This window comes from Lentibacter sp., assembly GCF_029254145.1.
In the GTDB taxonomy this organism is placed as follows: Bacteria; Pseudomonadota; Alphaproteobacteria; order Rhodobacterales; family Rhodobacteraceae; genus Lentibacter.
In genome coordinates this window covers 22,595-46,941 of the sequence record NZ_JAQWYD010000015.1, presented here as the reverse complement: position 1 = coordinate 46,941, position 24,347 = coordinate 22,595, and the positions used below count along the sequence as shown (strand labels likewise).

Annotated in this window: 25 protein-coding genes and 1 pseudogene; 13 read left to right on the top strand and 13 right to left on the bottom strand. The window is 56.7% G+C overall.

The annotated features are described in order from the left end of the window. On the top strand, nt 1-714 hold a 714-nt coding region (locus tag P8O11_RS01985; RefSeq protein ID WP_300291089.1), incomplete at its 5' end, for an adenosylhomocysteinase. Nucleotides 715-770: 56 nt separating this feature from the next. Here P8O11_RS01985 and P8O11_RS01980 read toward each other — a convergent pair. Further along, nucleotides 771-1,532 (bottom strand): GNAT family N-acetyltransferase, encoded by a 762-nt coding sequence (locus P8O11_RS01980; protein WP_300291087.1) that lies wholly within the window; start codon nt 1,530-1,532, stop codon nt 771-773. A 223-nt stretch (nt 1,533-1,755) separates the two neighbouring features. Between P8O11_RS01980 and P8O11_RS01975 the strand changes: the two are divergent. Continuing rightward, nucleotides 1,756-2,096, top strand: a pseudogene (locus tag P8O11_RS01975) (DUF2853 family protein). Between the two features lie 226 nt (nt 2,097-2,322). Here the strand turns inward: P8O11_RS01975 and P8O11_RS01970 are convergent. The 4 genes from P8O11_RS01970 to tsaD are packed head-to-tail and all read right to left on the bottom strand — an operon-like array spanning nt 2,323 to nt 5,063. Continuing rightward, on the bottom strand, nt 2,323-2,742 hold the full coding sequence (locus P8O11_RS01970; protein ID WP_300291085.1) for an EVE domain-containing protein: 420 nt from the start codon (nt 2,740-2,742) through the stop codon (nt 2,323-2,325). Next, nucleotides 2,742-3,014: a YciI family protein gene (locus tag P8O11_RS01965; RefSeq protein ID WP_300291083.1), complete on the bottom strand. Its 273-nt coding sequence runs from the start codon at nt 3,012-3,014 to the stop codon at nt 2,742-2,744. The genes P8O11_RS01970 and P8O11_RS01965 overlap by 1 nt, the downstream gene beginning before the upstream one ends. A 1-nt stretch (nt 3,015) precedes the next feature. Then, complete coding sequence (locus tag P8O11_RS01960; RefSeq protein ID WP_300291081.1) at nt 3,016-3,972, bottom strand: NAD(P)H-dependent glycerol-3-phosphate dehydrogenase; 957 nt, start codon at nt 3,970-3,972, stop codon at nt 3,016-3,018. Then, nucleotides 3,969-5,063 carry a tRNA (adenosine(37)-N6)-threonylcarbamoyltransferase complex transferase subunit TsaD gene (gene tsaD, locus P8O11_RS01955; RefSeq protein ID WP_300291079.1) on the bottom strand — a complete coding sequence of 365 codons (1,095 nt, stop codon included), beginning with the start codon at nt 5,061-5,063 and terminating at the stop codon, nt 3,969-3,971. The genes P8O11_RS01960 and tsaD overlap by 4 nt, the downstream gene beginning before the upstream one ends. A gap of 47 nt (nt 5,064-5,110) precedes the next feature. Between tsaD and P8O11_RS01950 the strand changes: the two genes are divergently transcribed. The 7 genes from P8O11_RS01950 to P8O11_RS01920 all read left to right on the top strand — a co-directional run bounded on the left by P8O11_RS01950 (nt 5,111) and on the right by P8O11_RS01920 (nt 11,782). Then, nucleotides 5,111-5,794, top strand: coding sequence for a uroporphyrinogen-III synthase (locus P8O11_RS01950; protein ID WP_300291077.1), 684 nt, complete (start codon nt 5,111-5,113; stop codon nt 5,792-5,794). 79 nt (nt 5,795-5,873) lie between these two features. Next, complete coding sequence (locus P8O11_RS01945) at nt 5,874-7,055, top strand: hypothetical protein (RefSeq protein ID WP_300291075.1); 1,182 nt, start codon at nt 5,874-5,876, stop codon at nt 7,053-7,055. 10 nt (nt 7,056-7,065) lie between these two features. Continuing rightward, nucleotides 7,066-8,529: a heme biosynthesis HemY N-terminal domain-containing protein gene (locus P8O11_RS01940; RefSeq protein WP_300291073.1), complete on the top strand. Its 1,464-nt coding sequence runs from the start codon at nt 7,066-7,068 to the stop codon at nt 8,527-8,529. Between the two features lie 202 nt (nt 8,530-8,731). Continuing rightward, a complete protein-coding gene (smpB, locus tag P8O11_RS01935) occupies nt 8,732-9,214 on the top strand; it encodes an SsrA-binding protein SmpB (RefSeq protein ID WP_089893373.1) in 483 nt (160 codons plus the stop codon). A gap of 125 nt (nt 9,215-9,339) precedes the next feature. Further along, entirely contained in the window at nt 9,340-9,630 is a 291-nt protein-coding gene (locus tag P8O11_RS01930; RefSeq protein ID WP_300291070.1) for a hypothetical protein, read from the top strand. Nucleotides 9,631-9,728: 98 nt separating this feature from the next. Continuing rightward, complete coding sequence (sseA, locus tag P8O11_RS01925; protein ID WP_300291068.1) at nt 9,729-10,598, top strand: 3-mercaptopyruvate sulfurtransferase; 870 nt, start codon at nt 9,729-9,731, stop codon at nt 10,596-10,598. After that, nucleotides 10,598-11,782, top strand: coding sequence for an amino acid aminotransferase (locus tag P8O11_RS01920; protein WP_300291066.1), 1,185 nt, complete (start codon nt 10,598-10,600; stop codon nt 11,780-11,782). Before sseA ends, P8O11_RS01920 begins: the two co-directional genes overlap by 1 nt. Nucleotides 11,783-11,872: 90 nt before the next feature. Here the strand turns inward: P8O11_RS01920 and P8O11_RS01915 are convergent, their stop codons facing one another. From P8O11_RS01915 to P8O11_RS01900, 4 genes are all read right to left on the bottom strand, one after another. Further along, nucleotides 11,873-12,646 carry a 3'(2'),5'-bisphosphate nucleotidase CysQ gene (locus P8O11_RS01915; RefSeq protein WP_300291064.1) on the bottom strand — a complete coding sequence of 258 codons (774 nt, stop codon included), beginning with the start codon at nt 12,644-12,646 and terminating at the stop codon, nt 11,873-11,875. Then, on the bottom strand, nt 12,633-13,979 hold the full coding sequence (locus P8O11_RS01910) for a TldD/PmbA family protein (RefSeq protein WP_300291097.1): 1,347 nt from the start codon (nt 13,977-13,979) through the stop codon (nt 12,633-12,635). The genes P8O11_RS01915 and P8O11_RS01910 overlap by 14 nt, the downstream gene beginning before the upstream one ends. A gap of 51 nt (nt 13,980-14,030) precedes the next feature. Further along, complete coding sequence (locus tag P8O11_RS01905) at nt 14,031-14,738, bottom strand: hypothetical protein (protein WP_300291062.1); 708 nt, start codon at nt 14,736-14,738, stop codon at nt 14,031-14,033. Nucleotides 14,739-14,810: 72 nt separating this feature from the next. Next, nucleotides 14,811-16,340: a DUF2125 domain-containing protein gene (locus tag P8O11_RS01900; RefSeq protein WP_300291060.1), complete on the bottom strand. Its 1,530-nt coding sequence runs from the start codon at nt 16,338-16,340 to the stop codon at nt 14,811-14,813. Between the two features lie 123 nt (nt 16,341-16,463). Between P8O11_RS01900 and P8O11_RS01895 the strand changes: the two genes are divergently transcribed. Together P8O11_RS01895 and P8O11_RS01890 are read left to right on the top strand one after the other, a co-directional pair. Beyond that, a complete protein-coding gene (locus P8O11_RS01895; protein ID WP_300291058.1) occupies nt 16,464-17,216 on the top strand; it encodes an SDR family oxidoreductase in 753 nt (250 codons plus the stop codon). Then, complete coding sequence (locus tag P8O11_RS01890) at nt 17,213-17,818, top strand: enoyl-CoA hydratase/isomerase family protein (protein WP_300291056.1); 606 nt, start codon at nt 17,213-17,215, stop codon at nt 17,816-17,818. Before P8O11_RS01895 ends, P8O11_RS01890 begins: the two co-directional genes overlap by 4 nt. A gap of 1 nt (nt 17,819) precedes the next feature. Here the strand turns inward: P8O11_RS01890 and P8O11_RS01885 are convergent, their stop codons facing one another. Together P8O11_RS01885 and P8O11_RS01880 are read right to left on the bottom strand one after the other, a co-directional pair. Continuing rightward, nucleotides 17,820-18,167 (bottom strand): STAS/SEC14 domain-containing protein, encoded by a 348-nt coding sequence (locus P8O11_RS01885; protein ID WP_300291054.1) that lies wholly within the window; start codon nt 18,165-18,167, stop codon nt 17,820-17,822. Nucleotides 18,168-18,236: 69 nt separating this feature from the next. Next, nucleotides 18,237-18,536: an HNH endonuclease gene (locus P8O11_RS01880; protein ID WP_300291052.1), complete on the bottom strand. Its 300-nt coding sequence runs from the start codon at nt 18,534-18,536 to the stop codon at nt 18,237-18,239. Between the two features lie 78 nt (nt 18,537-18,614). On the opposite strand from P8O11_RS01880, the gene P8O11_RS01875 reads away from it, so the two are divergent. Continuing rightward, nucleotides 18,615-19,928 (top strand): mechanosensitive ion channel domain-containing protein, encoded by a 1,314-nt coding sequence (locus P8O11_RS01875; protein WP_300291050.1) that lies wholly within the window; start codon nt 18,615-18,617, stop codon nt 19,926-19,928. Then, nucleotides 19,925-21,055: a TIGR03862 family flavoprotein gene (locus P8O11_RS01870; RefSeq protein WP_300291047.1), complete on the top strand. Its 1,131-nt coding sequence runs from the start codon at nt 19,925-19,927 to the stop codon at nt 21,053-21,055. The genes P8O11_RS01875 and P8O11_RS01870 overlap by 4 nt, the downstream gene beginning before the upstream one ends. Nucleotides 21,056-21,148: 93 nt before the next feature. Here P8O11_RS01870 and polA read toward each other — a convergent pair whose 3' ends face one another. Continuing rightward, nucleotides 21,149-23,944, bottom strand: a complete 2,796-nt coding sequence (gene polA, locus P8O11_RS01865; RefSeq protein WP_300291045.1) for a DNA polymerase I — start codon at nt 23,942-23,944, stop codon at nt 21,149-21,151. A gap of 175 nt (nt 23,945-24,119) precedes the next feature. Continuing rightward, nucleotides 24,120-24,293 (bottom strand): zinc-finger domain-containing protein, encoded by a 174-nt coding sequence (locus tag P8O11_RS01860; protein ID WP_300291043.1) that lies wholly within the window; start codon nt 24,291-24,293, stop codon nt 24,120-24,122. Between the last annotated feature and the right edge of the window lie 54 nt (nt 24,294-24,347).

The following is a 24,347-nucleotide window of genomic DNA, read 5'->3' as shown; positions in this document are numbered from 1 at the left end:
GGCTGTAAAGAGAGCCTTGTTGACGGTATCCGCCGCGCGACCGACACGATGATGGCGGGTAAAGTAGCGGTTGTTATGGGCTATGGAGATGTTGGCAAAGGCTCTGCGGCAAGCCTGAGCGGCGCTGGTGCGCGTGTGATTGTGACAGAAGTTGATCCGATCTGTGCGCTTCAAGCTGCCATGGACGGCTATCAGGTGACGACATTGGAAGATGTTGTGGCGACTGCTGATATCTTTGTGACCACGACAGGCAACAAAGACGTGATCCGCATTGAGCATATGCGCGAAATGAAGGACATGGCGATTGTCGGGAACATCGGCCACTTTGACAACGAGATTCAAGTTGCCAGCCTGAAGAACCACAAGTGGACCAATATTAAAGAGCAGGTCGATATGATCGAGATGCCCAACGGTAACCGCCTGATCCTCCTGTCTGAGGGCCGCCTTTTGAATCTTGGCAATGCGACGGGACATCCTTCGTTTGTGATGTCTGCTTCGTTCACAAACCAAGTTTTGGCGCAAATGGAACTTTGGTTGAAAGGCGAAGAGTATCAGCCCGGTGTCTACATTTTGCCCAAGCATCTGGACGAAAAAGTTGCGCGTCTGCACCTCGATCGTATCGGCGTGAAGCTCTCAAAACTCGACAAAGAGCAAGCTGATTATATTGGTGTGAGCACAGAAGGGCCGTTCAAGCCCGAGCACTACCGATACTAAGCGTTACAGAACGAGACACTTAAGCCCCGCGACGTCTTGAGACTCGTGGGGCTTTTTTATGTGGTGCGATGCTTGGCGAAGAGGGTACAGCCTTGGCCTTTTGGGTCATGGCCTTGGAGCAGGTAACCCGCCTTTGTAAGGATCGCGCTTGAGGCGCCATTGTTGCGATGGACGCGAGCGATCAGTTTGGTGATCCCGATGTTGTCTGCAAAGCAGCGCTTTGTGAAGAGGCGAACGATGTCGGAGCCAATACCCTTTCCCCAGTGCTCACGGCCAAGCCAATAACTGATTTCTGCTGTGGCAGGATTGAGCGGATCGACATCAAACAGGAGGCGCACTTGCCCCACTGGTTTGGCATCGCGCAACACTGCAAACACCTGATGATGATTGCTCGCATTGGACAGCTCGATTAAAGCGGCGGCCTCTTCTTCTGTGAGCGGGTCTGGGTATTCCTCTGTCATGTAGGTCCAGACGCCTGGATCATCTAGGAGGGACATGTAGACAGGCAAATCACCACTGCTCCAGGGTCTTAGGCTGTACTGAGGGTGCAGCGCATTAACCTGAGGCTTATAGGCGACCGTGTTGCGCGGGGTGCGCTCGTTTTTGCGGAATATGGGCGAAAAGTCATCTTCTGCCAAAGCGGAAATCCATCCGATCTGCACAGGATCATAGGCGAGAGACACGCCTTTGGCGCGGCAGAACGCAAGCTCTTGTTCCGTCATGATACCGTCGCTGCGAGGGCGGGCGAGATCAACTGTGTTCCCGCAAGGCATTGTGAGGGAGGCGCTGCCTGGTTTGGTATAAACCTTCTTTTTCATCTGTGACCCTATCAAAAAAGACAAACTTTTACGCATCTTGGAATTGAGATGGTGAGGGAACGTTTTGAAATCAAGATGTGCTCGGTACGGGAACTGTAGGGGAACAGAGGGCCGCCCTTCCCCCAGATTTTTCTTTTTTATAAGCGAGAGGCGCGCTAGGCTTTTTTCAGCGCCCTGATCGGGGCCCTACGACTGTAGTGAAAATAACTGGTGGGAGATTACGATGGGTAAGAGAGACGATTTGATCGCAAAGTACGCGGACGATCTGAAAAAAAATGCGGCATGACGCCAGAAATGGACCTTTTGACAAAGGTGACTATTGGGTGCGGACCCGCGATTTATAACGCAGATGCCTCAACAGTGGCAGGGTCGCAAGCGAGCGAACTTAAGACTGTGAAAGTAAACTTCTTGATGAAAAAGCTTGGATTGGCGGACAGCCCCAAGCTTATGGAAGCCATCGACTCTGTCTTGGAGACATATGGAAAATCAGAGCGGAACAAGTATCGCGCTGTTGTGTACTACATGCTCACCAAGCATTTTGGCAAAGAGTCTGTCTACAAGTAAGCAGACACGCCAGAGAAGATAACGCCTGCCAATTTGGCGGGCGTTTGCTATTTGAGTTATGTTTTAGACAGTTGGGGTTTGGGTCTGGACCAAACTTGCGATAATCATAACTTGTTCGAGTCAGTACGGCCGAACCCAGATTGATATTCGCGTGTGGTGGTTCGGGAGCACGTGGGGAGAAAGAGGGTTCAGCTAGAGTTTGTCCGGCTTGAACCCTCTTTTCATTTTAGCTTTTCGTTTTACCCATCGCGCAGATGATGTCCCATTCATCTTTGGCGACGGGCTGAACTGAAAGACGCGGACTTTTGACAAGTGGCATCTCTGCAAGGCGCGGATCAGATTTGATCATCGCGAGTGTGACGGGCTGCAAAAAGGGGCGCAGCGCTTTGATATCGACACACTCCCACCGGGGGTCTTCTGTGCTGCTATCCGGGTGAGCTTCTTTGATCACTTCAACAATCCCGACGACAGCTTTGTCAGACTGAGAATGATAGAAGAAACCAAGATCGCCCAGACGCATTTCACGCATGAAGTTGCGCGCTTGGTAGTTGCGCACACCGTCCCATTCCTCGCCTGCGTCGCCCTTGGCGACTTGGGCGGGCCAGCCCCATGTGTCGGGCTCTGACTTGAAGAGCCAATAGCGCATTATCCGATTACTTTTTTCCAAGGTTGGATGCGCACGTCAGAGAAGAGACCTGCTTTGGCGTATGGGTCATTGTCAGCCCAGCTTTGTGCGGCGGAGGCATCGGCCACATCGAGGATCACGAGGGAACCGACCATTTCGCCAACCTCGTCAAGAAGGGGCCCAGCCATGGCGACAACGCCAGTCTCGGCAATATAGGCAAGGTGCGCGTCGCGGTTGGCTTTGCGGGTATCGAGCCCGCCTTTTTTGTCTGTGCAGATAAGGGCGATGAGCATGTTATTCTTCCTTGAGTGGGCGTGAAAGGAGCGTTTGTAGAGCTTCGGAGACGCTATAGTCATCGTTGCTGAGGGCTGCAACGGCTGTACAAATAGGCATGTCGATTTGAAGTTCTTCGGCCCATGCAACAACGGCGTTGGCTGTGGGCACGCCTTCGACTGTGACAGATGTATCGAAAGGCTCTTCGCGGCCGAGAGCGAGGCCGAAACGATAGTTGCGCGAGAGCTCAGACGTGCAGGTGAGAGCGAGATCACCGAAGCCTGAGAGGCCTGTAAGCGTATCCGGTTGCGCGCCACGGCGAAGGGCCAAGCGCTGCATTTCAGCGAAGCCACGAGTCATCAAGGCGGCGCGGGCGCTGTCGCCCATACCTTTTCCGATACAGGCTCCGCAGGCGATAGCGATCACGTTTTTTAAAGCCCCACCAAGCTCTGCGCCTGTTGTGTCGGCGGTGCGATAGATCCGTAAATTGGGCGTCGTAAGGGCCAGTTGCAATGTTTTGCCAAGCTGTGTGGTTTTGCAAGCGAGGGTGAGCGCGGTTGGCAGGCCGCGCGCAATATCGGCCGCAAAGCTTGGTCCTGTAAGAAGGGCAGCGCTGGCACGAGGAAGGCATGCGCGGATTGTCTCGACAGGACCGAAGTGTGTCTCAAGATCAAGGCCTTTGCAGGCAGCGATCAAGGTACGGTCTGCAAAGGGCTTTGCGTTTTCGGTCAAAAAGTGCCGCAGCTGCTGCATTGGCACGGCGAGAATGATTGGCCCGTCATGAGAAATGTCTGACAGCACTTCAATGACGGTGAGGCTCTCTGGGAAGGGTGCTTTTGGCAGCCGGCGTGCATTCTGGCGGCTTGCTTGCATATCGGCCCCGCCATTGCGCGCCCAGAGGGTCACGGGCTGGCCTGAACGCGCGAGCGAGATCGCCAAGGATGTGCCAAAAGCGCCTGCGCCTAGAATGGTGATCATGCTTTGGCTCCTTTCTTGCCTGAGCCGAGCATTGAAGGGCTACTTGTATCAAGCGGCCAGCGCGGGCGTGCGGCAAGTGTTAGGTCATTTTGCTGGCCCATTTCAAAAAGCTCAAGGCCCGCGTAGGCGATCATTGCGGCATTGTCTGTGCAGAGCGCAAGAGGCGGGCTGAGAAACTGGGCGCCAAACTCTGCGGCAACAGTTTCTAGCGCGGCGCGGATGCTCTTGTTGGCGGCAACACCGCCTGCGACGGTGAGTACAGGCTGAATAGGGCCCAGCTCACTGTAGAGCGCCATGGCGCGACGAGCCTTTTCGGCCATGACATCGCCAACTGCAGCCTGAAAGCCAGCGCAGAGATCAGCGCGGTCTTGGCGCGTGATCCCGTCTTTCTCGGCAACGATAGTATCACGTGCGCGCAGAAGTGCTGTTTTGAGTCCAGAAAAAGACATATCACACCCTGCGCGGTCAAGCAGAGGGCGGGGCAGGCAGAAGCGCTTTGGGTCGCCTTTCAACGCTTCGGTTTCGACAATGGGTCCGCCGGGCTGGGGCAAGCCAAGGAGACGCGCGGTTTTGTCAAATGCTTCGCCTGGGGCGTCATCAATTGTGCCGCCGAGACGGGTGAAATCTTGGGGGCCGCGCACGACGAGAAATTGGCAATGTCCGCCTGAAACCAGCAGCATGAGGTAAGGGTAACTTGGCGCGTCTGTGAGGCGCGGTGTGAGTGCATGGCCAGCAAGGTGATTGACGCCGATCAAGGGCTTTCCTGAGCCAGCGGAGAGGCCCTTGGCAAGCGCCACGCCAGACATAACTCCGCCGATGAGGCCAGGGCCAGCTGTAACGGCGATTGCGTCAATATCGGCGAGTGTCAGACTGGCATGAGAGAGTGCTTGAGCCACGCAGCCATCGAGCCTTTCGGCATGCGCGCGCGCGGCGATCTCGGGAACGACTCCGCCGAAGTCGGCATGCAGGCTTGTCTGGCCTTCGACCACCGAAGAAAGCACTGACGCTGCGCCCGATGTGCCGCGCACTACGGCTGCGGCCGTGTCGTCACAGCTGCTTTCTATACCGAGAAGGGTCAGTGTCTTTTGCATGGGTCTTTTCGTTGCATGGGTGCTTTGCTGCAGGTAACACCTTAGCCATGGTTAAAACAAGTTTGCCTCTCGTTCTTCTGACACGCCCGCGTGCGGCGGCGGAGCGCTTTGCGGCGATGCTTTGGGCTGAGCGGCCTGATATTGAGATAATGATAAGCCCGATTATGGAGATTGTGTATCTCAAGCCCAAGGTCTTGCCGCAGGCAGAAGTGCTTATTTTTAGCTCTACGCATGGGGTAAAGGGCTACATTGCGGCGGGTGGCGCACCTGCGCAGGCATATTGTATCGGTGTTGCGACAGGTGAGTGTGCTTATGCCGCTGGATTTGATGTTTTGCAGATTGCGCCTGATCTTGAGCGTTTGAAGCCTGTTTTGGGGCAGGAAGTACGTAGCCTTTTGCAGGTTCGCGGTGTCCATGCGACATCTGATCTTGTGGCGGAGTTTGGCCATGTGACGCGTGTAATTGTTTATGATCAGCCGAGCGTTGGGCTGAGTGCCGCCGCAAAAGGTGCACTGGCAAGCGGTCGGCCTGTGGTTGTACCGCTCTTTTCGCAGCGCAGTGTGCGAGCCTTCGCGGCCGAGGCAGTGCGGCCTGATGGGCTATATGCCGCATATATCAGCGAGGCGGCGAAAGCGGCGGGGGAACTGCCTTCTATAGCGGCCGAAACGGCCGAAACGCCCGATGCGCAGGGTATGGTTGCCGCGACCTTGAAGCTTATTGATAAGGTTTGATTGCTTGAGGCTCGTGCAAGGGGCGTTTAAGCTCGGTTTGGTATAGTAGATCTGGTGAGATTCGGGAGGGCCGTGCGCCGTGGCACGCAAGACAACTAAAACCAAAAGACCAACCCTAGAGGCCAAACCCGAGACTGAAGACGCAGTGATCGAGGCGGCGGATGTTGAGACATCTGCAGAGGCGTTCGAGGCTATAGAGCCCGCGCTTGAAACTCTGGAAGAGCCGTCTGAAGAAATCGTAGGTGCGATTGAGCTAGATGCAACTTTAGCAGAGACGCAACCCTCTACCCAGCAGACCACAGTTGTACGCAAGGGAGGGTTTGTGCCGATGGTTCTTGGTGGTGTTGTCGCTGCTGGGATCGGATTTGGATCTGCGCTGTACTTATTGCCTAATTTGCCAGCCGCTTGGCTGCCCTCGCAGGGCGAAAACCCGACGGAAGCATTGGCGCAAAAGTTTGAAGCGCAGAGCCAAGAGATTGCCAACATGAAAGCCGAGCTGGCCGATGCCGGCGTGAATGAGGCGCTCGAAGCGCGTGTTACCGATGTGAGTGGGCAGGTCTCTGGGCTCGCAGGCGAGATCGCGACGTTGAAAGCCTCTGTTGAGGCGATTGCCGAGCTTGGTGTGCGCCTTGACGCCTTGGAAAAAGCACCGGTCGCCAATGCGTCGCCCGTCGCGGTTGAGGCGTATCAGCGTGAGATGGATGAGTTGCGCGCGGAGATTGGCGCGATGACGGTTGAAGCGGAAGCCAAGCGGGCCTCGGCAGAGATGACTGCGCAAGAGGCTTTGCGGCGCTCTGCGATGAGTCAAGTTTTGACATCGCTTGAGACGGGTTCGGGCTTTGCGGAGGCTATCGAGAGCCTGAGTGCGACGGGTGTGAATGTGCCTGAAGCTCTTGTCGCGCAAGCGGCGGGTGTGCCCACGGTTGCGGGGTTGAGCGCGGACTTTCCAGAGGCTGCGCGAGAGGCTTTGGCTGCGGCAAGAACCGCAGAGGGCAGCGAGAGCGGAGGTTTTGGCGCTTTCTTGAAGTCACAACTGGGCGCACGTTCGCTTGAGCCGCGCGAGGGCACCGACCCTGACGCTGTGCTTTCACGGATGGAAGCTGCGGCGCGTGAAGGCCGCTTGGGAGATGTTATGGCTGAGGCAGAAGGCCTGCCTGAAGAGGCCCAAGCGCCGCTTCAGGACTGGCTAGATTCGGCGAAAGCGCGGCAAGCTGCGACAGAGGCTGCTGAGGCGCTGAACCAGAAGATGAATACGAATTGAGGGTAAAGACATGCTTTGGTCATTGATAAAGATTTTTCTGTTTTTTGCCCTTATCGCGGGGGCCAGTTTTGGCGCACTTGAATTGCTTGCCCTGGAGGGCGGTATCCGCATCGCTATAGCGGGGCAGGAATATAGCCTGACGCCATTGCAAGCTGTTATCGTATTGGTTTTGCTTGTTATCGCAGTTTGGATTTTCCTAAAGCTGATGGGCCTTTTGCTGGCAACATTCCGTTTTCTCAATGGGGATGAAACTGCGATTTCGCGGTATTTTGTTCGCAACCGAGAGCGCAAGGGCTTTCAGGCTTTGGCGGATGGAATGTTGGCGTTAGCCTCTGGTGAGGGGCGTCTGGCGATGGCCAAGGCAGCGAGAGCAAACAAGTATCTCGACCGACCTGATCTTACCGATCTTTTGACAGCGCAAGCTGCGGAAATGGCGGGAGACAAAGGCAAGGCCGAGGAGGCTTACAAGCGGCTACTCACGGAGGATCGTACGCGGTTTGTTGGCGTGCGTGGTATCATGAAACAACGCCTCACTGCAGGCGATACGGATAAAGCGCTTGCGCTGGCGAAGACGGCGTTTGCCCTTAAGCCCGCACATGAAGAAACACAGGATGTGCTCCTTAAACTTCAGGCTCAAGGGGCTGATTGGAAGGGTGCGCGCGAAACACTGAAAGCCAAGCTCAAGCACGGCTCTTTGCCGCGTGATGTCCATAAGCGCCGTGATGCTGTATTGGCGCTGAGTGAGGCGAAAGGCGTGCTATCTGAGGACAGTGGCATTGACGGGCAAGAGCGCGCGATTGAGGCCAATAAGCTTTCGCCAGACCTAATTCCTGCGGCTGTTATGGCGGCGAAAAGCTATATTGAGCAGGGCAAGCCAAAATACGCGGCGCGCGTTATTTCTAAAGCTTGGGCTGCGCGCCCACACCCTGAACTTGCGGGCGCATTTGCTGAAATTGTTCCTGACGAAACACCAGACAAACGTATCAAGCGCTTCCGTGCTTTGACGAAGACCAACCCGAATGATCCCGAGACAAAAATGCTGCTCGCCGAGCTGAACATTGCGGCCGAAAACTTTCCTGATGCGCGGCGCGCTCTGGGCGACCTTGTGGAGACAAACGCCGACGCTCGTGCACTGACGATAATGGCGGCTGTCGAGCGGGGCGAGGGAGCGTCTGACACTGTGGTCAAAGGCTGGCTTGCCAGAGCTTTGAGCGCACCGCGCGGGCCACAGTGGGTCTGTGATAACTGCCAGCATATTCATGCAGAGTGGACGCCGACTTGTGACAATTGCGGCGCACTCGATACGCTGTCTTGGAAGCGCCCGCCACAGAGCGAATTGCAGGCCCTTTCGAGCGCTGCGATGTTGCCGCTGATTGTCGGAGCGATTGAGGATAAATCGGAGGAGGCGATCGCCGAAATCGACGATGCAGAAATCGTAGATATGAACGCAGCGGACGGTCAGGTTAATTCCTGATTTGGGGGGGGGTGAAACCCGTGCACACTGCGTGCACAACCCGTGCACCGGCTGAATCAGGTTTTCACTCCCGTTAACACAAAAATAGATATTTTAACGAAATGTTCAGGCATCGGCAGGATCAGCGCTTTGTAAAGGCGGATCCTGTGAGCGGGCATCAAGCGCTCTCGACTTTTGCGGCGCAGGTGATTATCTGGCGATCATGGCACAAGGCAATGGAAAATCTGATCCGAACTACAAGGTGATCGCCGAGAACCGGCGGGCGCGCTATGATTATGCGATCGAGGATGATCTCGAATGCGGGATCATGCTTGAGGGATCGGAAGTGAAGTCGCTCCGCGAGGGTGGCTCGAATATTGCCGAAAGCTACGCGACTGTCGAAGACGGCGAACTCTGGCTCGTGAACGGCTATATTGCGCCCTACAAACAGGCACGACAGTTCAAGCACGAAGAGCGCCGCCGCCGTAAACTTCTGGTCAGCCGTAAGGAACTTGCCAACCTCTGGAGCGCGACCAACCGCAAGGGTATGACGCTTGTTCCACTGGTGATGTATTTCAACCATCGGGGCATGGTGAAGCTCAAGATCGGGATCGCCAAAGGCAAGAAGAATCACGACAAGCGCGCCTCTGACGCCAAGCGCGATTGGGGCCGCCAGAAACAACGCCTCTTGCGCCACGGCGACTGAGCCGCCCTAACATGGGAAATCCGTGTGGTATTTCCCATTCTGACATTTTCAGTCTTTGCGCTAGTCTGACCCCACCAAAGCAGAGTGAATTGCTTGGATTTTAAAGGGTAGGGAAGGACTTTCGTATGGAACTTATTATCGGTTTGATTTCAGGTGCTGTGGGCGGCAACGTCGCCGGCGGCGTTTTGAAGAACCTCAACCAAGGTACGCTGATCAACTCGCTGGCGGGCGTTGTGGGCGGCGGGCTTGGTGGCTCCATCCTTGGTATGTTGGGCGCGCCTGACATGGCGGGTGTTGCTGGCGAAGCGGCAGGCCTCGATATTGGCGCGATCATTGGCCAAGTTGCTGGCGGCGGCGTTGGTGGTGGCGCTGTGCTGGCGATTGTTGGTGTCGTGCGCAACATGATGAGCAAATAAGTCTCTTTTCAGAGAAACAAAACGAGGGCCGGGTACAGGAAACTGTGCTCGGCCTTGCTCCTTTTGACCTTGCGCGCTAGAGATTTGGGAGATGAAAGATGAGGGTGAAGATGGCGCAAGATGATCCCAAGACGTTGGTGAGCACAGAGTGGCTGGCCGCACATTTGAAAAATCCTGATCTGAGGATTTTGGATGCAACCTGGGTTTTGCCACATGTCGAGCTTGACGCTGTGGCGGGCTATAACGCGGCGCATATTCCAGGTGCACGGTTCTTTGATATTGACGAAATCAGCGATCATCGCAGCGAGTTGCCGCACATGGTTCCGCCGGTTGAGAAGTTTATGAGCCGGATGCGTGCCATGGGTGTCGGCGATGGGCATCAGGTTGTCGTTTATGACCAAGTGGGCGTGAGTTCGGCGCCGCGGGTTTGGTGGCTCTTCAAACTCATGGGACAGGAGAATATTGCGGTGCTGGATGGTGGCTTGCCCAAGTGGGTGGCTGAAGGCCGCAATACCGAAGACCTTCCGCCGATGGTGCGCGACAGGCATATGACAGTGCGCGTTCAAAACCATCTGGTGAAGGATGTGACGCAGGTCTCTTCGGCGAGCAAACTTGGCGATTACGAGATCGTTGACGCGCGCTCGCGCGGACGCTTTGCGGGGACAGAGCCAGAGCCACGCGCGGGGTTGCGCGGCGGGCATATTCCGAAATCAAAGAACGTTCCGTTTGGCGAGCTTTTGACAGAGCAGAAAACTTTGAAGTCACCAGACGAGCTGCGCAGTGTTTTTGAAGCGGCAGGTGTCGACCTCAGCAAGCCTGTGATCACCTCTTGCGGATCGGGGATCACAGCGGCGATCCTCTCACTCGCGCTTGAGCGGATCGGCAAGACAGACCACGCAGTATATGATGGCTCATGGGCCGAGTGGGGCGCGTTTGGAACGTTGCCAGTGAAAACGGGAGAAGCCTGATGTTTTCAAACCTAAAAAACCAACCTGTCGATAAGATCATGCAAGTGATGGCCAAATTTAGGGCTGATCCACGGCCCAATAAGATTGATCTTGGTGTTGGTGTTTACAAAAACGCGCTGGGCGTTACGCCTGTGATGCGTGCGATCAAGCAGGCGGAGCATAAGCTCTGGGAGGAGCAGGAAACCAAGGCCTATGTCGGGCTTGTGGGTGATCCTGCGTATAGTGATGCGATGATCAAGTTGGTCTTGGGCGACGCAGTGGCGCGCGAAAACATTGGTGCAGCAGCGACACCGGGCGGCACTGGAGCTGTGCGGCAGGCGTTTGAAATGATCAAGATGGCGACACCTGAGGCGCGAGTCTTTGTGAGCAATCCGACATGGCCGAACCACATCAGTATTCTGGACTATGTCGGGCTGGAATGTGTGCAGTATCGCTACTTTGACGCCGAGACGCGCTCTGTGGACTTTGCCGGTATGATGGCGGACCTGGACGGGCTGCGCGCAGGCGATATCGTGCTGTTGCACGGTTGCTGCCACAACCCGACCGGCGCAAACCTGACTTTGGAACAGTTCGGAGCCGTTATCGAGGTGATGAATGCCAAGGGCGCGATCCCGATGGTGGATATTGCGTACCAAGGCTTTGGCGGCGGGCTGGAGGAAGATGCGGCGGCGACACGGCTTGTTGCGTCGAGCGTGCCCGAGTGTTTGATTGCGGCAAGCTGCTCCAAGAACTTTGGGATCTACCGCGAACGCACTGGGCTTTTGATGTGTGTCTCTCAAGACGCTGCCAAAACGCCGCTAACGCAGGAGAACCTCGCCTTTCTCAACCGTCAGAACTACAGCTTTCCGCCTGATCACGGCGCGCGGCTTGTCAGCATGATCCTGAACGATGATGCGCTGAAAGCGGAGTGGATGAGTGAGCTGGAAGAGGTACGCCTTGGAATGCTCGGTCTGCGCGAGCAGCTTGCGGGCGAACTGGCACGGCTCACCAACTCGGACCGTTTCAACTTTTTGCGTGAACATCGCGGGATGTTTTCGCTGCTTGGAACAGGGCCAGATATGGTTGAACTCATGCGCGAGAAGAACGGCATTTATATGATCCCTGACAGCCGGATGAATATTGCCGGCTTGAACAAAGAGACTGTTCCGCTTCTGGCGAAAGCAATTGTCGAGGCGGGTATTTAGGCTCGAATTTTCGCTGTGCGAAAATCCGACCGGTGCGAGGGGCCAGCCCCTCGCGCTCCCCGGGATATTTTTGAAAAGAAGAAGGACGGGTCAGGCCAGAGCTTTGATCAGCTCGGCGTGAATATTTGCGCTTGAAGCGACAACTCCGTTTGAGGCGGGATCACTTTTGTTGAAGCGTAGGTCTGCGCCTTTTCGGTCGCTAACCTGTGCGCCTGCTTCTGTGATGAGAAGGGCGCCGGCGGCGATATCCCACTCCCAAGAGCGGCGCAGGGTGAGCATTCCGTCATAGCGGCCTTCGGCAACCAACGCGAGGCGGTAGGCCAGTGATGGGCGGTAAGCGCGCTTGAGATCGGGGGGTGCGCTTTTCCAGTGATGTGGCTCAAAGGCGGGGCGGGCGGCCAGAAGCTCGGACCCTTCAAGTTTACTGCGCCGGGACGCCATGATGGCTTTGCCATTGAGCGTTGCGCCTTGGCCAAGGGCGGCAGCATAGAGTTTTTGACGCAAGGGCAAATAGACTACGGCGGCGATGGGCCGGCCGTCTTCCACCACGGCGATGGAATGCGCCCATGTTGTTGAACCCTCAATGAAGCTGCGGGTTCCGTCGATGGGATCAATTACGAAAGCGCGCGATTTTTTGAGGCGTGCCTCTGAATCTTCGGTTTCTTCAGACAGCCAGCCATAGTCTGGGCGTGCGGCTTGAAGTGTATTTTCTAGGTAGGCGTTGACGGCGAGGTCTGCTTCTGTGACGGGGCCTGCGCCTTCGTCTTTGTCCCACTTTTTGAGGCGGTCCATGGCAAAGCCTGTGGCGATTTTGCCTGAGCTTTGCGCGGCTTTTATGAGCAGCTCTAGGTCAGGATCCTGCAAGAGTCAGGCCTTCTAGAAGCAGGGAGGGCACAACGCGCGAGAGATGTGTGCGGGCATCATTGGCGGGGACGATGGTGCGCAGCATATCGCGCAGATTACCTGCGATGGTGACTTCGTTGACGGCATGGGTGATTTCGCCGTTTTCGACCCAGAATCCCGATGCGCCTCGAGAATAGTCGCCTGTGTTCGGGTTGATTGTGGAGCCGATCAGCGAGGTGACGAGGAAGCCTGTGTCCATGTCGCGCAGAAGCTCGGCGTGTGTTTGCGTGCCTTGGGTGAGAGCAATGTTCCAGACGCTTGGCGAGGGTGCGCTGCCTGTGCCTCGTGCGGCGTTGGCTGTGCTTTTCATCCCGAGCTTACGCGCGTTGGCGAGGTCAAGTGTCCAGCCCTCAAGCACGCCGTCGCGGACGATGTGACGAGGGGCTGTGGGCAGACCCTCGGCGTCAAACGGGCGCGACGCAGAGGTGCGGGGGCGGTGTGGGTCTTCTACGATTGAAAGGTGTTTGGGGAGGACTTCTTCGCCCAGAGCGTCCCGCAGCCACGAGGAGCCGCGCGCCACCATAGCACCGTTGACAGCGGCGAGCAGGTGGCCCACGAGCGTGCTTGAGATGCGCTCGTCAAAGAGGATCGGGTAGCTGCCTGTCTTGGGCTTTTTGGGGTTGAGCCGCGCGATGGCGCGGGCGGCAGCGAGTGCTCCGATCTCGTCAGCGGAGCGCAGATCAGCCTGAAAGATACGGCCGTCGCCATCATAATCGCGCTCCATGCCAAGGCCTGTGCCCGCGATGGCCACGCAAGAGAGCGAGCGGGAAGAGCGTTGGTAGCCACCAGAGAAGCCGGTGCTTGTGGCGAGCTGGACTGTGGTTTGGGAATAGCTTGCGCTGGCCGATTGGACCTGAGAAACACCCGGGTTGGCGAGGGCGGCCGCTTCGGCGCGGCGCGCGTCTTCTTGGAGCGTTTCGGGGCTTGGCTCGGGTGTGTCGTCATAAAGCTCGAATGCACAGATATCCCACGATGTGGCCAGCTCTTCGTGCGCGGCAAGGCCGATATAGGGATCTTCGGGCGCTTCATGCGCCATGGCAACGGCGCGCTCGGCGACTTGGGCGATCGACTCGGGCCGTATGTCGGAAGAGGAGACCATTGCCTGGCGTTGTCCGACCATGACGCGCAGGCCAAGGTCTGTGCCTTCGGCGCGCTCGGCTTGTTCCAGCTTGCCTTGGCGAATATCGAGAGAGACAGAGCGGCCCTCCAGGGTGATCACATCGGCGCTGTCTGCGCCAGCTTTGAGCGCGGCGGCGAGAGCGGATTGGGCGAGAGCTTCAAGCGTGTTTTTCATGAGACTGTTGTGGGCCATAAGCACGGTGCGTTCAAGTCACGACTGCGTTTCTCAGGCTGCGAGGGCGGCGAGCCAGAGATCATCGATGGCATCGAGCTTTGCGGGAGAGAAAGGTGTTTCGCTTTCCCAGTAGCGGCCTGAGGCAACATGATAGGCGAGTTCTTTTTCTTGGGCTTTCACGAAGTTGAAGGCTTTGGCATCTGGCAGAGAGGCCGTTTCTTCGAGGGCTTCGGGTGTTTTAATTGGAAAAAGCAGGCGGCTTTCGGGCGTGTCGGCGCGCAGGCAGATGCAGCCTTGGGCGACGGCGTGGAGCATGAGGCGGGCTGATTTTGCCTCAAGATTGCGCAGTGAAATGTCATCCCGCAGGGGATCGGCTGTACCTGTGCCGTAGAAGTGTGTGCGCTTGTCTTGTGGGTAGATCATATCACAACCGACAAAGATCATGGCAGAGGGCTTTAGAGCGGCAAGGGCCCAGTAGCCCGCCGTGAAGGCCATTGTGCCGCCCGCATAGAGAATACCGCCGTAGCGGTTGTTGGCGGGGACATAGGAGGAGGAAGTCACCCGTATCTGGCCTGTTTCAAGCGCTTTGGGCGCGCGATCGAGAGGGAAATCATCCGGGGCAATATGGTGAGTCCAATCGGGGCGGACTTGCCATGCATTGTTGATCGCTACGATGGCTGAAAAGCGCGAGCTTGGCCAAGCGGCGCAGGCGGTGACATTTGGGGCGCTGCCCATAATGAGGACGGGTTTGTCAGGCATTTGCTTGCCCCTGTCAGTTGCTGTTGCAAGCTATACAGGGGCGCGCCTTGTTAGGATCAATTTTAGCGTGCGTCAGCGCAGGCGCTGGCCGTTTGCGAGGACGTGGCCTTGATCATTCACCTCGATCTTTGAGGTTAGGGTGTCGGGTGTCCCACTTGGGATGGTAAAGAGGCCCATCATCATGCGTGCGCCCATGGCTTGGTCTTCGGGGAGCAGGCCCATGGCGACGAGCTTGTCGATGAGGCCGTTGCCGCCGACGAGCTTCAGATCAACAGCGCCCACAGGTTTTGGCATGCCTGAAAATGTCTGGGTGTCAGAGTTGTCTATCTGAAACGCGCCTGTGCCAGTCAGGGATGCGCCGGCTGCGGTGAGCTCAACTGCGTTGATATCGATAGAGTTCACTTCACCTGGCTTTTGCGTTCCTGTTCCAACGCCTGTTATGCTCTCGGGGTCCATCATATCGAACAAGAGTGTCGCTTTTCCTGAGACGTCCAGATGAAGCGTGGCAGGATCGCGCGGGAGCTGGCCTGTCGGGTCAACCATGGCCCAGAGCATTTCGGAAGTGGTGAAATTGGCGAGCTGGACCGTAAGGCCAAAGTCTTGCGCGTTTTCAGATGCGCTGATGGGCATGGTCAGAGAGAGGGCACTTTTTTCAGCGGTCAACTCAATGGGAAATGGAACTTGGGTGCCCGTCATGTTGGATTTGAGCCCTGTGGCCTCGGCGCCGTAGTGCAGGCCCGCTTCGCTGATTGCGACTTTGAGGAGGCCTGTCTCGGAGGATGAGACGCCAACTGTTTGCCCGCCGTTTTCTGTGATTTCGAAAGTGGTGCTACCGTCAGTATAGGCAAAGCCGCCGTCAAACGCGAAGCCCGCTTTGAGCATGGCCGAGACGTTCTGCGCGTCAAAACCGCCAGCGTTCGGGTATGCGCCTGTGCCATTAAAAGACAAGGCATTGAGCGCGCCGATCATTTTGAAAGCCTCAAGCCCGTCCGCTTCTTCGGGGCTATTGATATCGAGAGTGTAGCTCAGTTTATCGACAGAAAAGGACTGCATAATATTGCGGATATTGCCGAGCTTCATATTGGAGGTGCCTGCGAGGCCCGTCATGTTGAAGGCCACTGTGCCGATGTCGAGTGGCTTCCCTTCAACCACGAGGTCGGCGAGGCTCATATCAAGCGTGGACGCTGTGGTAGCGTAGTTCATGTCGTCGGGACTGCCCGAGACGATGATGGACAGATCCGTTGTGTCATAATTGAGTGTTCCCGCGATCTCTGTTTCGCCACCTGAGACCACATCAAAGGTGATTAGAAACGTGTCGGGCAGGCTGATTTCGACTGTGCCGTCCGAGAGGTTTGAGAAAAACATTTCGCCCATGCCAAGACCAACGCTGCCGCCTTGTTCGGGGATTGGTACAGAAAGCTTCAGGTCTGATATTGTAAGGGTATCGCCTGATGTGGCTTCTGATCCTTGGACAGTATAGCCGAACCCTTGAATGTAATCTTTCCAATCCATCCAGACATCTTGCGCCTTTAGGTCAGCGAGAGCGGATGTGGCTGTGAAGACGAGAGCGGTGCTTCCGAGAAGCAAGGAACGGGTAAACATGGAAAAACCTTTCGGGGAATGTGTTGGTCTTAATGTCGGTGCGCATGGAGCGGGGTCAAGAGGTGATCCTGCTGGACCTTAGCATATCAGCAGATTACCAATAATTGAAAACAGGAGGATGACATGGGTGATGTAACGGGCAAAACTGTGCTTATTACGGGCGCGAGCCGCGGGATTGGCGAAGCCACGGCGCGGCTTTTTGCGCGTGAGGGGGCGAATGTGGTTTTGACCGCGCGAAGTGAAGCGGTGATTGACGAGATTGCGCTAGATATTGGCGAAAACGCTATGTCCATCCCGTGTGATGTCTCTAAATACGGCCATATGCGCGACGCTGTGGAGCACGCCATTGGGCGGTTTGGTCGCCTTGATATCCTGATTGGCAACGCGGGCGTGATTGAGCCTGTGGCGATGCTGGCAGAGAGCGATCCAGAGGCATGGGGCGACGCAATCGATATCAACCTCAAGGGGGTTTATCATGGGATGCGCGCGGCGATGCCTCATATGCTGAAGCAAGGCCATGGCACAATCATCACCATCAGCTCTGGTGCCGCGCATAATGCGCTCGAAGGCTGGAGCCACTATTGCGCCTCCAAGGCGGGTGCGGCGATGATGACCAAAGCGGCCCATGTGGAAGGCGCAGCGAAAGGGCTGCGCGTGATGGGCCTTTCGCCCGGAACCGTGGCGACGCAGATGCAACGCGAGATCAAGGCGAGCGGTGTAAACCCCGTCAGTGAAATGAACTGGGAAGACCATATTCCTGCGGAATGGCCCGCGCGCACACTGCTCTGGATGTGCAGCGCTGCAGCGGACCCGTTTCTTGGACAGGAACTGGCCTTGCGCGACGAGGGGCTTCGCAGAACGGTGGGCTTGATATGATTACGCTTACAAAAGACGGCACGTTTTGGGTTGTGTCTCTAAACCGTCCTGAAAAGGCCAATTCGCTGACAGCGGCTATGCTTGAAGAGCTCTGCGAGATCATCGAGGGCGCGGGTGAGGCGCGGGTGCTTGTGCTGACTGGCGAGGGGAAAGTTTTCTCGGCTGGCGCGGACCTTGATGAGGCGCGCGCAGGACTTGCAACATCTCCTTTGTGGGAGCGGCTGTCTGGCGCTGTTGCGGCTTTTGAAGGCCTGAGCATTGCCGCGCTCAACGGCACACTGGCTGGCGGCGCTATGGGCATGGCGCTGGCGTGTGACATCAGACTTGCTGTGCCGAGCGCAAAGTTTTTCTACCCTGTGATGAAGCTTGGCTTTTTGCCGCAGCCGTCGGACCCTGCACGGATGAGCGCGCTGATCGGCCCCGCGCGGACCAAGCTTGTTTTGATGGGCGGACAGAAAATCATGGCAGAGGAGGCGCTGGCCTTTGGGCTGATTGATCGCATTGTTGCGCCAGACGCGCTTATGGATCAGGCGCGCGAGCTCGCCGCGGATGTGCTGGCGGCGAAACCTGAGATTATATCGGGGATCAAGCGGATGATCTAACTCAGGCCTGCGCTTCTTCAAGCTCGGACATGTCAAACATCCGCAGCTTTGTGGACATGAAATAGCCCGCCGCTTTTGTTATCGGGCTGATCCAGCCAATATCGGAGACGACGGCTACGCGGCCGATATGCTTGAGATTGGCCATGTCAAACTTGAAGCCCGGCCAGATGATTGACGGCTCGAAACCTGCGAAACTCTCGACTATCTCGATGAAGTTTACGCTGCCGTGTTTGTCTGTGAAGGCCTGCATCGGAGTGATAGCTGCATCATAATCTTCTTTGGTGATTTTGCCAGACACCGCGATTGTGGCGGTTTTGGTACTGTCGTCTTCAGAATATGTGAGTGTCATGGGACCCTCCCTTCAATCTCCAATATAGGCGCATTTGCCTCTATCCGCATTGAGCCAGCGCAAATCCGCTTATCGCCCCCGCCGCTTGCCTGGAGTCTTTGATTTGAAATCGGGCGGGCGCTTAGCAACCCAGCGGATGAACTTTTCCAGCCGTGGATGTGCGCGCAGGGCTTCTGGCGTGTTATAGCTGCGGGCGAGTTCTGTTTCGCTCAAGCTGACGTGGATTTCATTGTGGCAAATCTGGTGAAGCAGCACCGTTTCGCCGCCTTTGCCACCACGTAGACGCGGGATAAGGTGATGCCGGCTCTGTGGCACGCCCGCAGGAATCGGGCGGAGGCAGAGCGGACAGATCGGGGCGATGTCATCCATGGTGAGTTGCTCAGTTGTAAAGTGGGGCCGAACGGGGCATTAGACGAAGTCGTAACCCAGTTGGTAAGGGATGTAGAGATGGACGGGCAGCCGGAGATCATCAAAACCGCGTTAACTTATGCGGAACAAGGCTGGGTCTTAGCGCAGAGCTGGCTCTTGAGCCCAGCGGCTTGGTCTCAGTTTGGTCTGTTGATTTTGGCCTACGTGCTGGCTGTGATCGTGACAAAGCGGCTGCGTCCAAAGCTTTCGCAGCTATTGACGCCTGATGCGGCGCAGCAAAACATACTGGCCAGCGGACGGCGCTGGCTCTTGGTTTTTGTGCCACTTATCCTGCCACTTCTAGCCTATGTTTTTACAGCGGTTGGCGAAAGTGTGGTCCGCTCACTCTTTGACTCGGGTGCTGTGATTGCTTTTGGCAAGCGGGTGTTTCTATTTCTAGCGGCACGCACATTTGTAAATGAGGCGCTGCGCGATCCCTTCCTGAAGCTGTTGGGGCGCTATGTTCTGATCCCCGTCATGGCGATTTATGCAGTCGGGCTGCTTGATGTTGTGAGTGCCAAGTTGAGCGCAACAGTGATCAGCCTTGGAAACATCAGCTTCTCGCTCATGTCGGTTGTGCGGGGCCTGATTGCTGGCTCGCTTCTGTTTTGGTTTGGGCGCTGGTCAAATGATCAGTCCAACGCTTTTATCGAAAAGCAAAAAGAAATGCCTGCAGCGACGCGCACCATAGCGGCGAAAACAGCGGAGCTGGTGATTTTTGGTGTCGCCTTCCTGCTTCTGATGAACATCATGGGCATCTCACTTACTTCGCTTGCTGTGATTGGCGGCGCGATTGGCGTGGGGCTTGGCTTTGGGCTTCAGAAGATTGCATCAAATTTTATCTCGGGTGTGATCCTTCTGTTGGAAGGACAAGCCACTGTGGGCGACTTTGTCGAACTTGACGGTGGTGAGGCGGGCAAGATTGTCAAGATGACGGCCCGCGCCGCCATATTAGAGACGTTTGATGGCAGCTGGATTATGGTTCCTAACGAAGATTTCATCACCACGCGGGTGGTCAATTACTCCGACGCTGGCAGCGCCAACCGTTATGAGGCGCCTTTCTCCGTAAGCTATGACACCGATATCAATCTTGTGCCTGCGATTGTTGAAGCGGCAGTGGCCAAGCATCCGAAAGTACTCGCGTTGCCCTATCCACCTGACTGCGAGCTGCGCGGCTTTGGTGAGTCTGGGGTTGATTTTGCGGTTGAGTTTTGGGTCAATGGGCTGGATGACGGCGAGAACAAATTTACCTCAGATGTGCTCTTCCTCATTTGGAACGCGCTGAAAGACAACGACATCACGATCCCTTATCCCCACCGCGTTGTGGAACTTCATGACAAGCGTGCACCATGAAGCAAGCCTTGGTGATAGGAGCGGGGCCTGCGGGGCTGATGGCGGCCGAAGAGCTTGCGCTGGCGGGTCTGAAAGTTGTTGTTGCGGAGGCCAAGCCCTCGCCTGCGCGCAAGTTTCTTATGGCGGGAAAGTCTGGGCTGAACCTGACGAAAGACGAGGCATTCGAAGATTTTGTTGCGGCCTATGACGCTCCGGCGCTTCGGCCAATGCTTGAAGCCTTTGGGCCAGAGGATGTGAAGCGTTGGACGCAGGCACTTGAGCAGGAAGTCTTCACTGGCTCCTCGGGCCGGGTTTTTCCCAAGGCGATGAAGGCCTCACCCCTTTTGCGTGCATGGCTCAGGCGGCTCGATGCGCTAGGTGTTGAGCTCAAGACGCGCTGGCGCTGGATCGGTGGCACCGAGTTTGAAACACCGGAAGGGCGCGTTAGTTTTGCGCCGAATGTGACTGTCTTGGCGATGGGTGGAGCGAGCTGGGCGCGGCTTGGCTCCGATGGCGCGTGGGCCGCCCAGATGCCCGACCTTGCCGCGCCATTCAAGCCCGCAAACATGGGCTTTGCTGTGGACTGGTCGGCGCATATGGAGTCGCACTTTGGCGCGCCCGTCAAACAGGTTGAGTTACGGGCAGGCGGCATAAAACACCGTGGCGAGTTTGTTGTCTCTAAGCGCGGCTTGGAGGGCGGCGGCATATATGTACTTTCCAAAGCTATGCGCGAAGGCGCAGCGCTATGGCTTGACCTGATGCCAGATGTGTCTTTGGCCGAAGTCGAGGCGCGGCTTGCCAAAGCAGGCAAGCAGAGCTTGCCGAATGTTCTCAAACGCCTCAAGCTTGATCCAGTGAAGCGCGCTCTGTTCTTCGAGTTTGGCAAAGATAGAGACGTTTCTGTTGCTAGAACGCTAAAAAATCTACCGCTCATTCACGCGGGTCCACGGCCGATGGATGAAGCGATCTCGACAGCAGGTGGCCTGCGCTTTGATGTGCTGGATGCGGGCCTTATGTTCAAATCCCAGCCCAATGTCTTTGCCGCAGGAGAAATGCTCGACTGGGAAGCGCCCACTGGCGGCTATCTCATCACAGCCTGCCTCGCCACAGGCAAATGGGCTGGCCAACACGCAGCTAAACAGGCCTAGCCCTTTTTCTTTCGAAAAATATCCCAGGGGGAGTTTGAGGGGGACTGGTCCCCCTCAACGGATAGGATTGTGCGAAGCACAATTCTAAACAGATTAATGCGCGTCGGCCCAGTTCGCGCCCTGACCAGCATCGACAATCAGCTTCACGTCAATTTTCACAGCAGGCTCTGCTGCGCCTTCCATGATCTCACGCGCCACTGCAATCGTTTGTTCAACGGCCTCATTTTCAACCTCAAACAAAAGCTCGTCATGAACCTGCAAAAGCATCTTCGCAGGCAAGCCGGCAATCGCCTCTGGCATCCGGATCATGGCGCGGCGGATGATGTCAGCGGCTGTGCCTTGAATGGGCGCGTTGATGGCCGCTCGCTTGGCAAAGCCTGCGCGGGGACCTTTGGCCGCTATCTCGGGTGTGTGGATTTTTCGGCCAAAAAGCGTCTCTACATAACCATGGTTTTTTGCAAACTCGGTCGTTTCATCCATATAAGTGCGGATACCTGGGAAGCGCTCGAAGTAACGGTCGATGAAGCTCTGCGCTTCGCCGCGCGGTATACGCAGGTTGCGCGCGAGGCCGAAGCCCGAGATGCCATAGATCACTCCGAAGTTGATTGCTTTGGCGCGGCGGCGGATATCTGGGGTCATATCTTCAAGCGGCACATCAAAGATTTCCGAGGCGGTCATCGCGTGAATATCGTGGCCCTCTTTAAAGGCCTGCTTCAGAGTGTCGATTCCTGCGATATGCGCGAGGATGCGCAGCTCGATCTGTGAATAGTCGAGCGCGATGAGCGTTTTTCCTTCTTCGGCCACAAAGGCCTCACGGATGCGGCGGCCTTCCTCGCTGCGAATGGGAATATTCTGTAGGTTTGGATCGGAGGAGGCGAGGCGGCCCGTGGTGGCTCCTGTCTGCAGATAGGAGGTGTGGACGCGGCCTGTTTCGGGGTTGATATGGTCCTGTAGCGCGTCTGTGTAGGTGCTTTTTAGCTTGGAGAGCTGGCGCCAATCGAGAACACGGGCGGGAAGCTCGTGTTCTGTGGCGAGCTCCTCCAGGATATCTGCGCCCGTGGCGTAAGCGCCTGTCTTGCCCTTCTTGCCGCCTTCTATGCCCATTTCGTCAAACAGGATTTCGCCAAGCTGCTTCGGGCTGCCGACATTGAAGCTGCGCCCTGCGAGCTCGTGAATTTCCGCCTCAAGCCCCGCCATTTTCTGTGCGAAGGCGTTGGACATGCGGCTGAGCGTGTCGCGGTCGACCTTGATGCCGTGCATTTCCATTTGCGCCAGCACAGGCACAAGCGGGCGCTCGAGACGTTCGTAGACAGACGTGACTTTCTGCGCATGAAGCTGTGGCTTGAAGATTTGCCAGAGGCGCAGGGTGATGTCAGCGTCCTCGGATGCGTATGTCACGGCGTCATCGATCCCGACACGGTCAAATGTGATCGCGGATTTGCCCCCGCCGAGGAGTGATTTGATGGGGATGGGGTTGTGGCCCAAGTAGCGCTCTGAGAGGGCGTCCATGCCGTGATTATGCTCACCTGCGTGGAGCGCGTAGGACATGAGCATGGTGTCATCAATCGGTGCGATATCGATGCCGTAACGCTTGAGCATCTTGGCGTCGTATTTCATGTTCTGCCCGATCTTTATCACGGACGGATCTTCGAGCAATGGCTTGATCAGGGATAGGCACTGTTCCAGCCCGATCTGGCCTTCTGTCAATTCGTCAGAGCCAAAGAGCTGACCTTCTTCGCCCTCTTTATGGGCCAGTGGAATATAGCAGGCGTGTCCCGCCTCAACGCAGAGCGAGACGCCAACAAGATCGGCGCGCATTTCGTCTAGGCCTGTGGTTTCGGTATCTACGGCGACGTAGCCGCGGGCTTTTGCGAGGGCGATCCAGCGCTGCAGCTCTTCTGCTGTGCTGACCTTCTCATAGGTTGCTTCGCCAAAATCGGGCGCCTCGGGCGTGCCTGCGGGGGCGCTGGGCGCGTCGGGCTTGACGATCTCTGGTGCTTCGGCGCCGAGCTGGTCGGCGATGCGCTTGGACAGCGTGCGAAACTCCATTTCGGCAAGGAAGCTCAGGAGCGTGTCTGGGTCAGGGTCTTTGACTTCAAGATCATCAAGGCCAAAGTCGAGCGGTGTTTCGCAATCGAGCTGAACGAGCCGTTTTGACAGCTCGATCTGGGCGCGGTGCTCGATCAGGGTTTCGCGGCGCTTGGGCTGTTTGATTTCGCCCGCGCGGTCGAGGAGTTCTTCGAGGGTTCCGTATTCGTTTATCAGGAGCGCGGCGGTTTTGATGCCGATGCCGGGCGCGCCGGGGACGTTATCGACCGCGTCGCCCGCAAGGGCCTGCACATCTACAACGCGCTCCGGGTAGACGCCGAATTTTTCATGCACGCCGTCGCGGTCGATCCTGCGGTTTTTCATTGCGTCTAGCATTTCGACACCGCCACCGACCAGCTGCATCAGATCTTTGTCAGAGGAGATAATGGTCACACGGCCGTCAGCTTCGCGGGCTTGTACAGACAGCGTGGCGATCATGTCGTCGGCTTCATAGCCTTCTAGCTCTTTGCAGGCGATGTTGAACGCTTCGGTTGCGCGGCGGGTGAGGGGCATTTGCGGGCGCAAGTCTTCGGGCATGGCCTCGCGGTTGGCTTTGTAGAGCTCATACATATCGTTGCGGAAGGTATGGGAGCCTTTGTCAAAGATTACGGCGACATGCGTGGGCGCGTCGGGGCCTGTGTTGCCCTCAACATAGCGGTGGAGCATGTTGCAAAAGCCCGCGACCGCGCCGATGGGCAGGCCATCGGACTTGCGCGTGAGTGGGGGCAGCGCGTGATAGGCGCGGAAGATGAAGGCGGAGCCGTCGATCAGATGAAGGTGGCAGCCTTTGCCGAATGTCATGCGCGTGTCTCCCCTTGGATGCCCCTAAGGTTTGCCACGAAGCGGGCTGCGCTTAAAGGGCGAAGTCTTCGGCTAGGGTCAATCTGCAAGAATTGATCATGCGCGCCTCTCTTTTGAGCGGACAAACAAAGAGGCCGCCCGTGGGCGACCTGTGTCTTACGATAAGAGCGTCAACTCAGATTTTGCCTTCAAAATCTTTGTGCACATATTTGCAATCGCAATAGGGGCATTCGACCCAGCCGTGTTCACCTGGAATTTGGAGCCATACGCGGGGGTGGCCGCCTTCGCCGCCGTCGCAGGCCACGCGGTAGCTGTCAACGAGCTTGGTTTCTGGTGCTTGGGTTGTCATGCTGCTTTGTCCTTACCGCGCGTGATGTTGGCGATACTATAAGGCGAGCGTGCG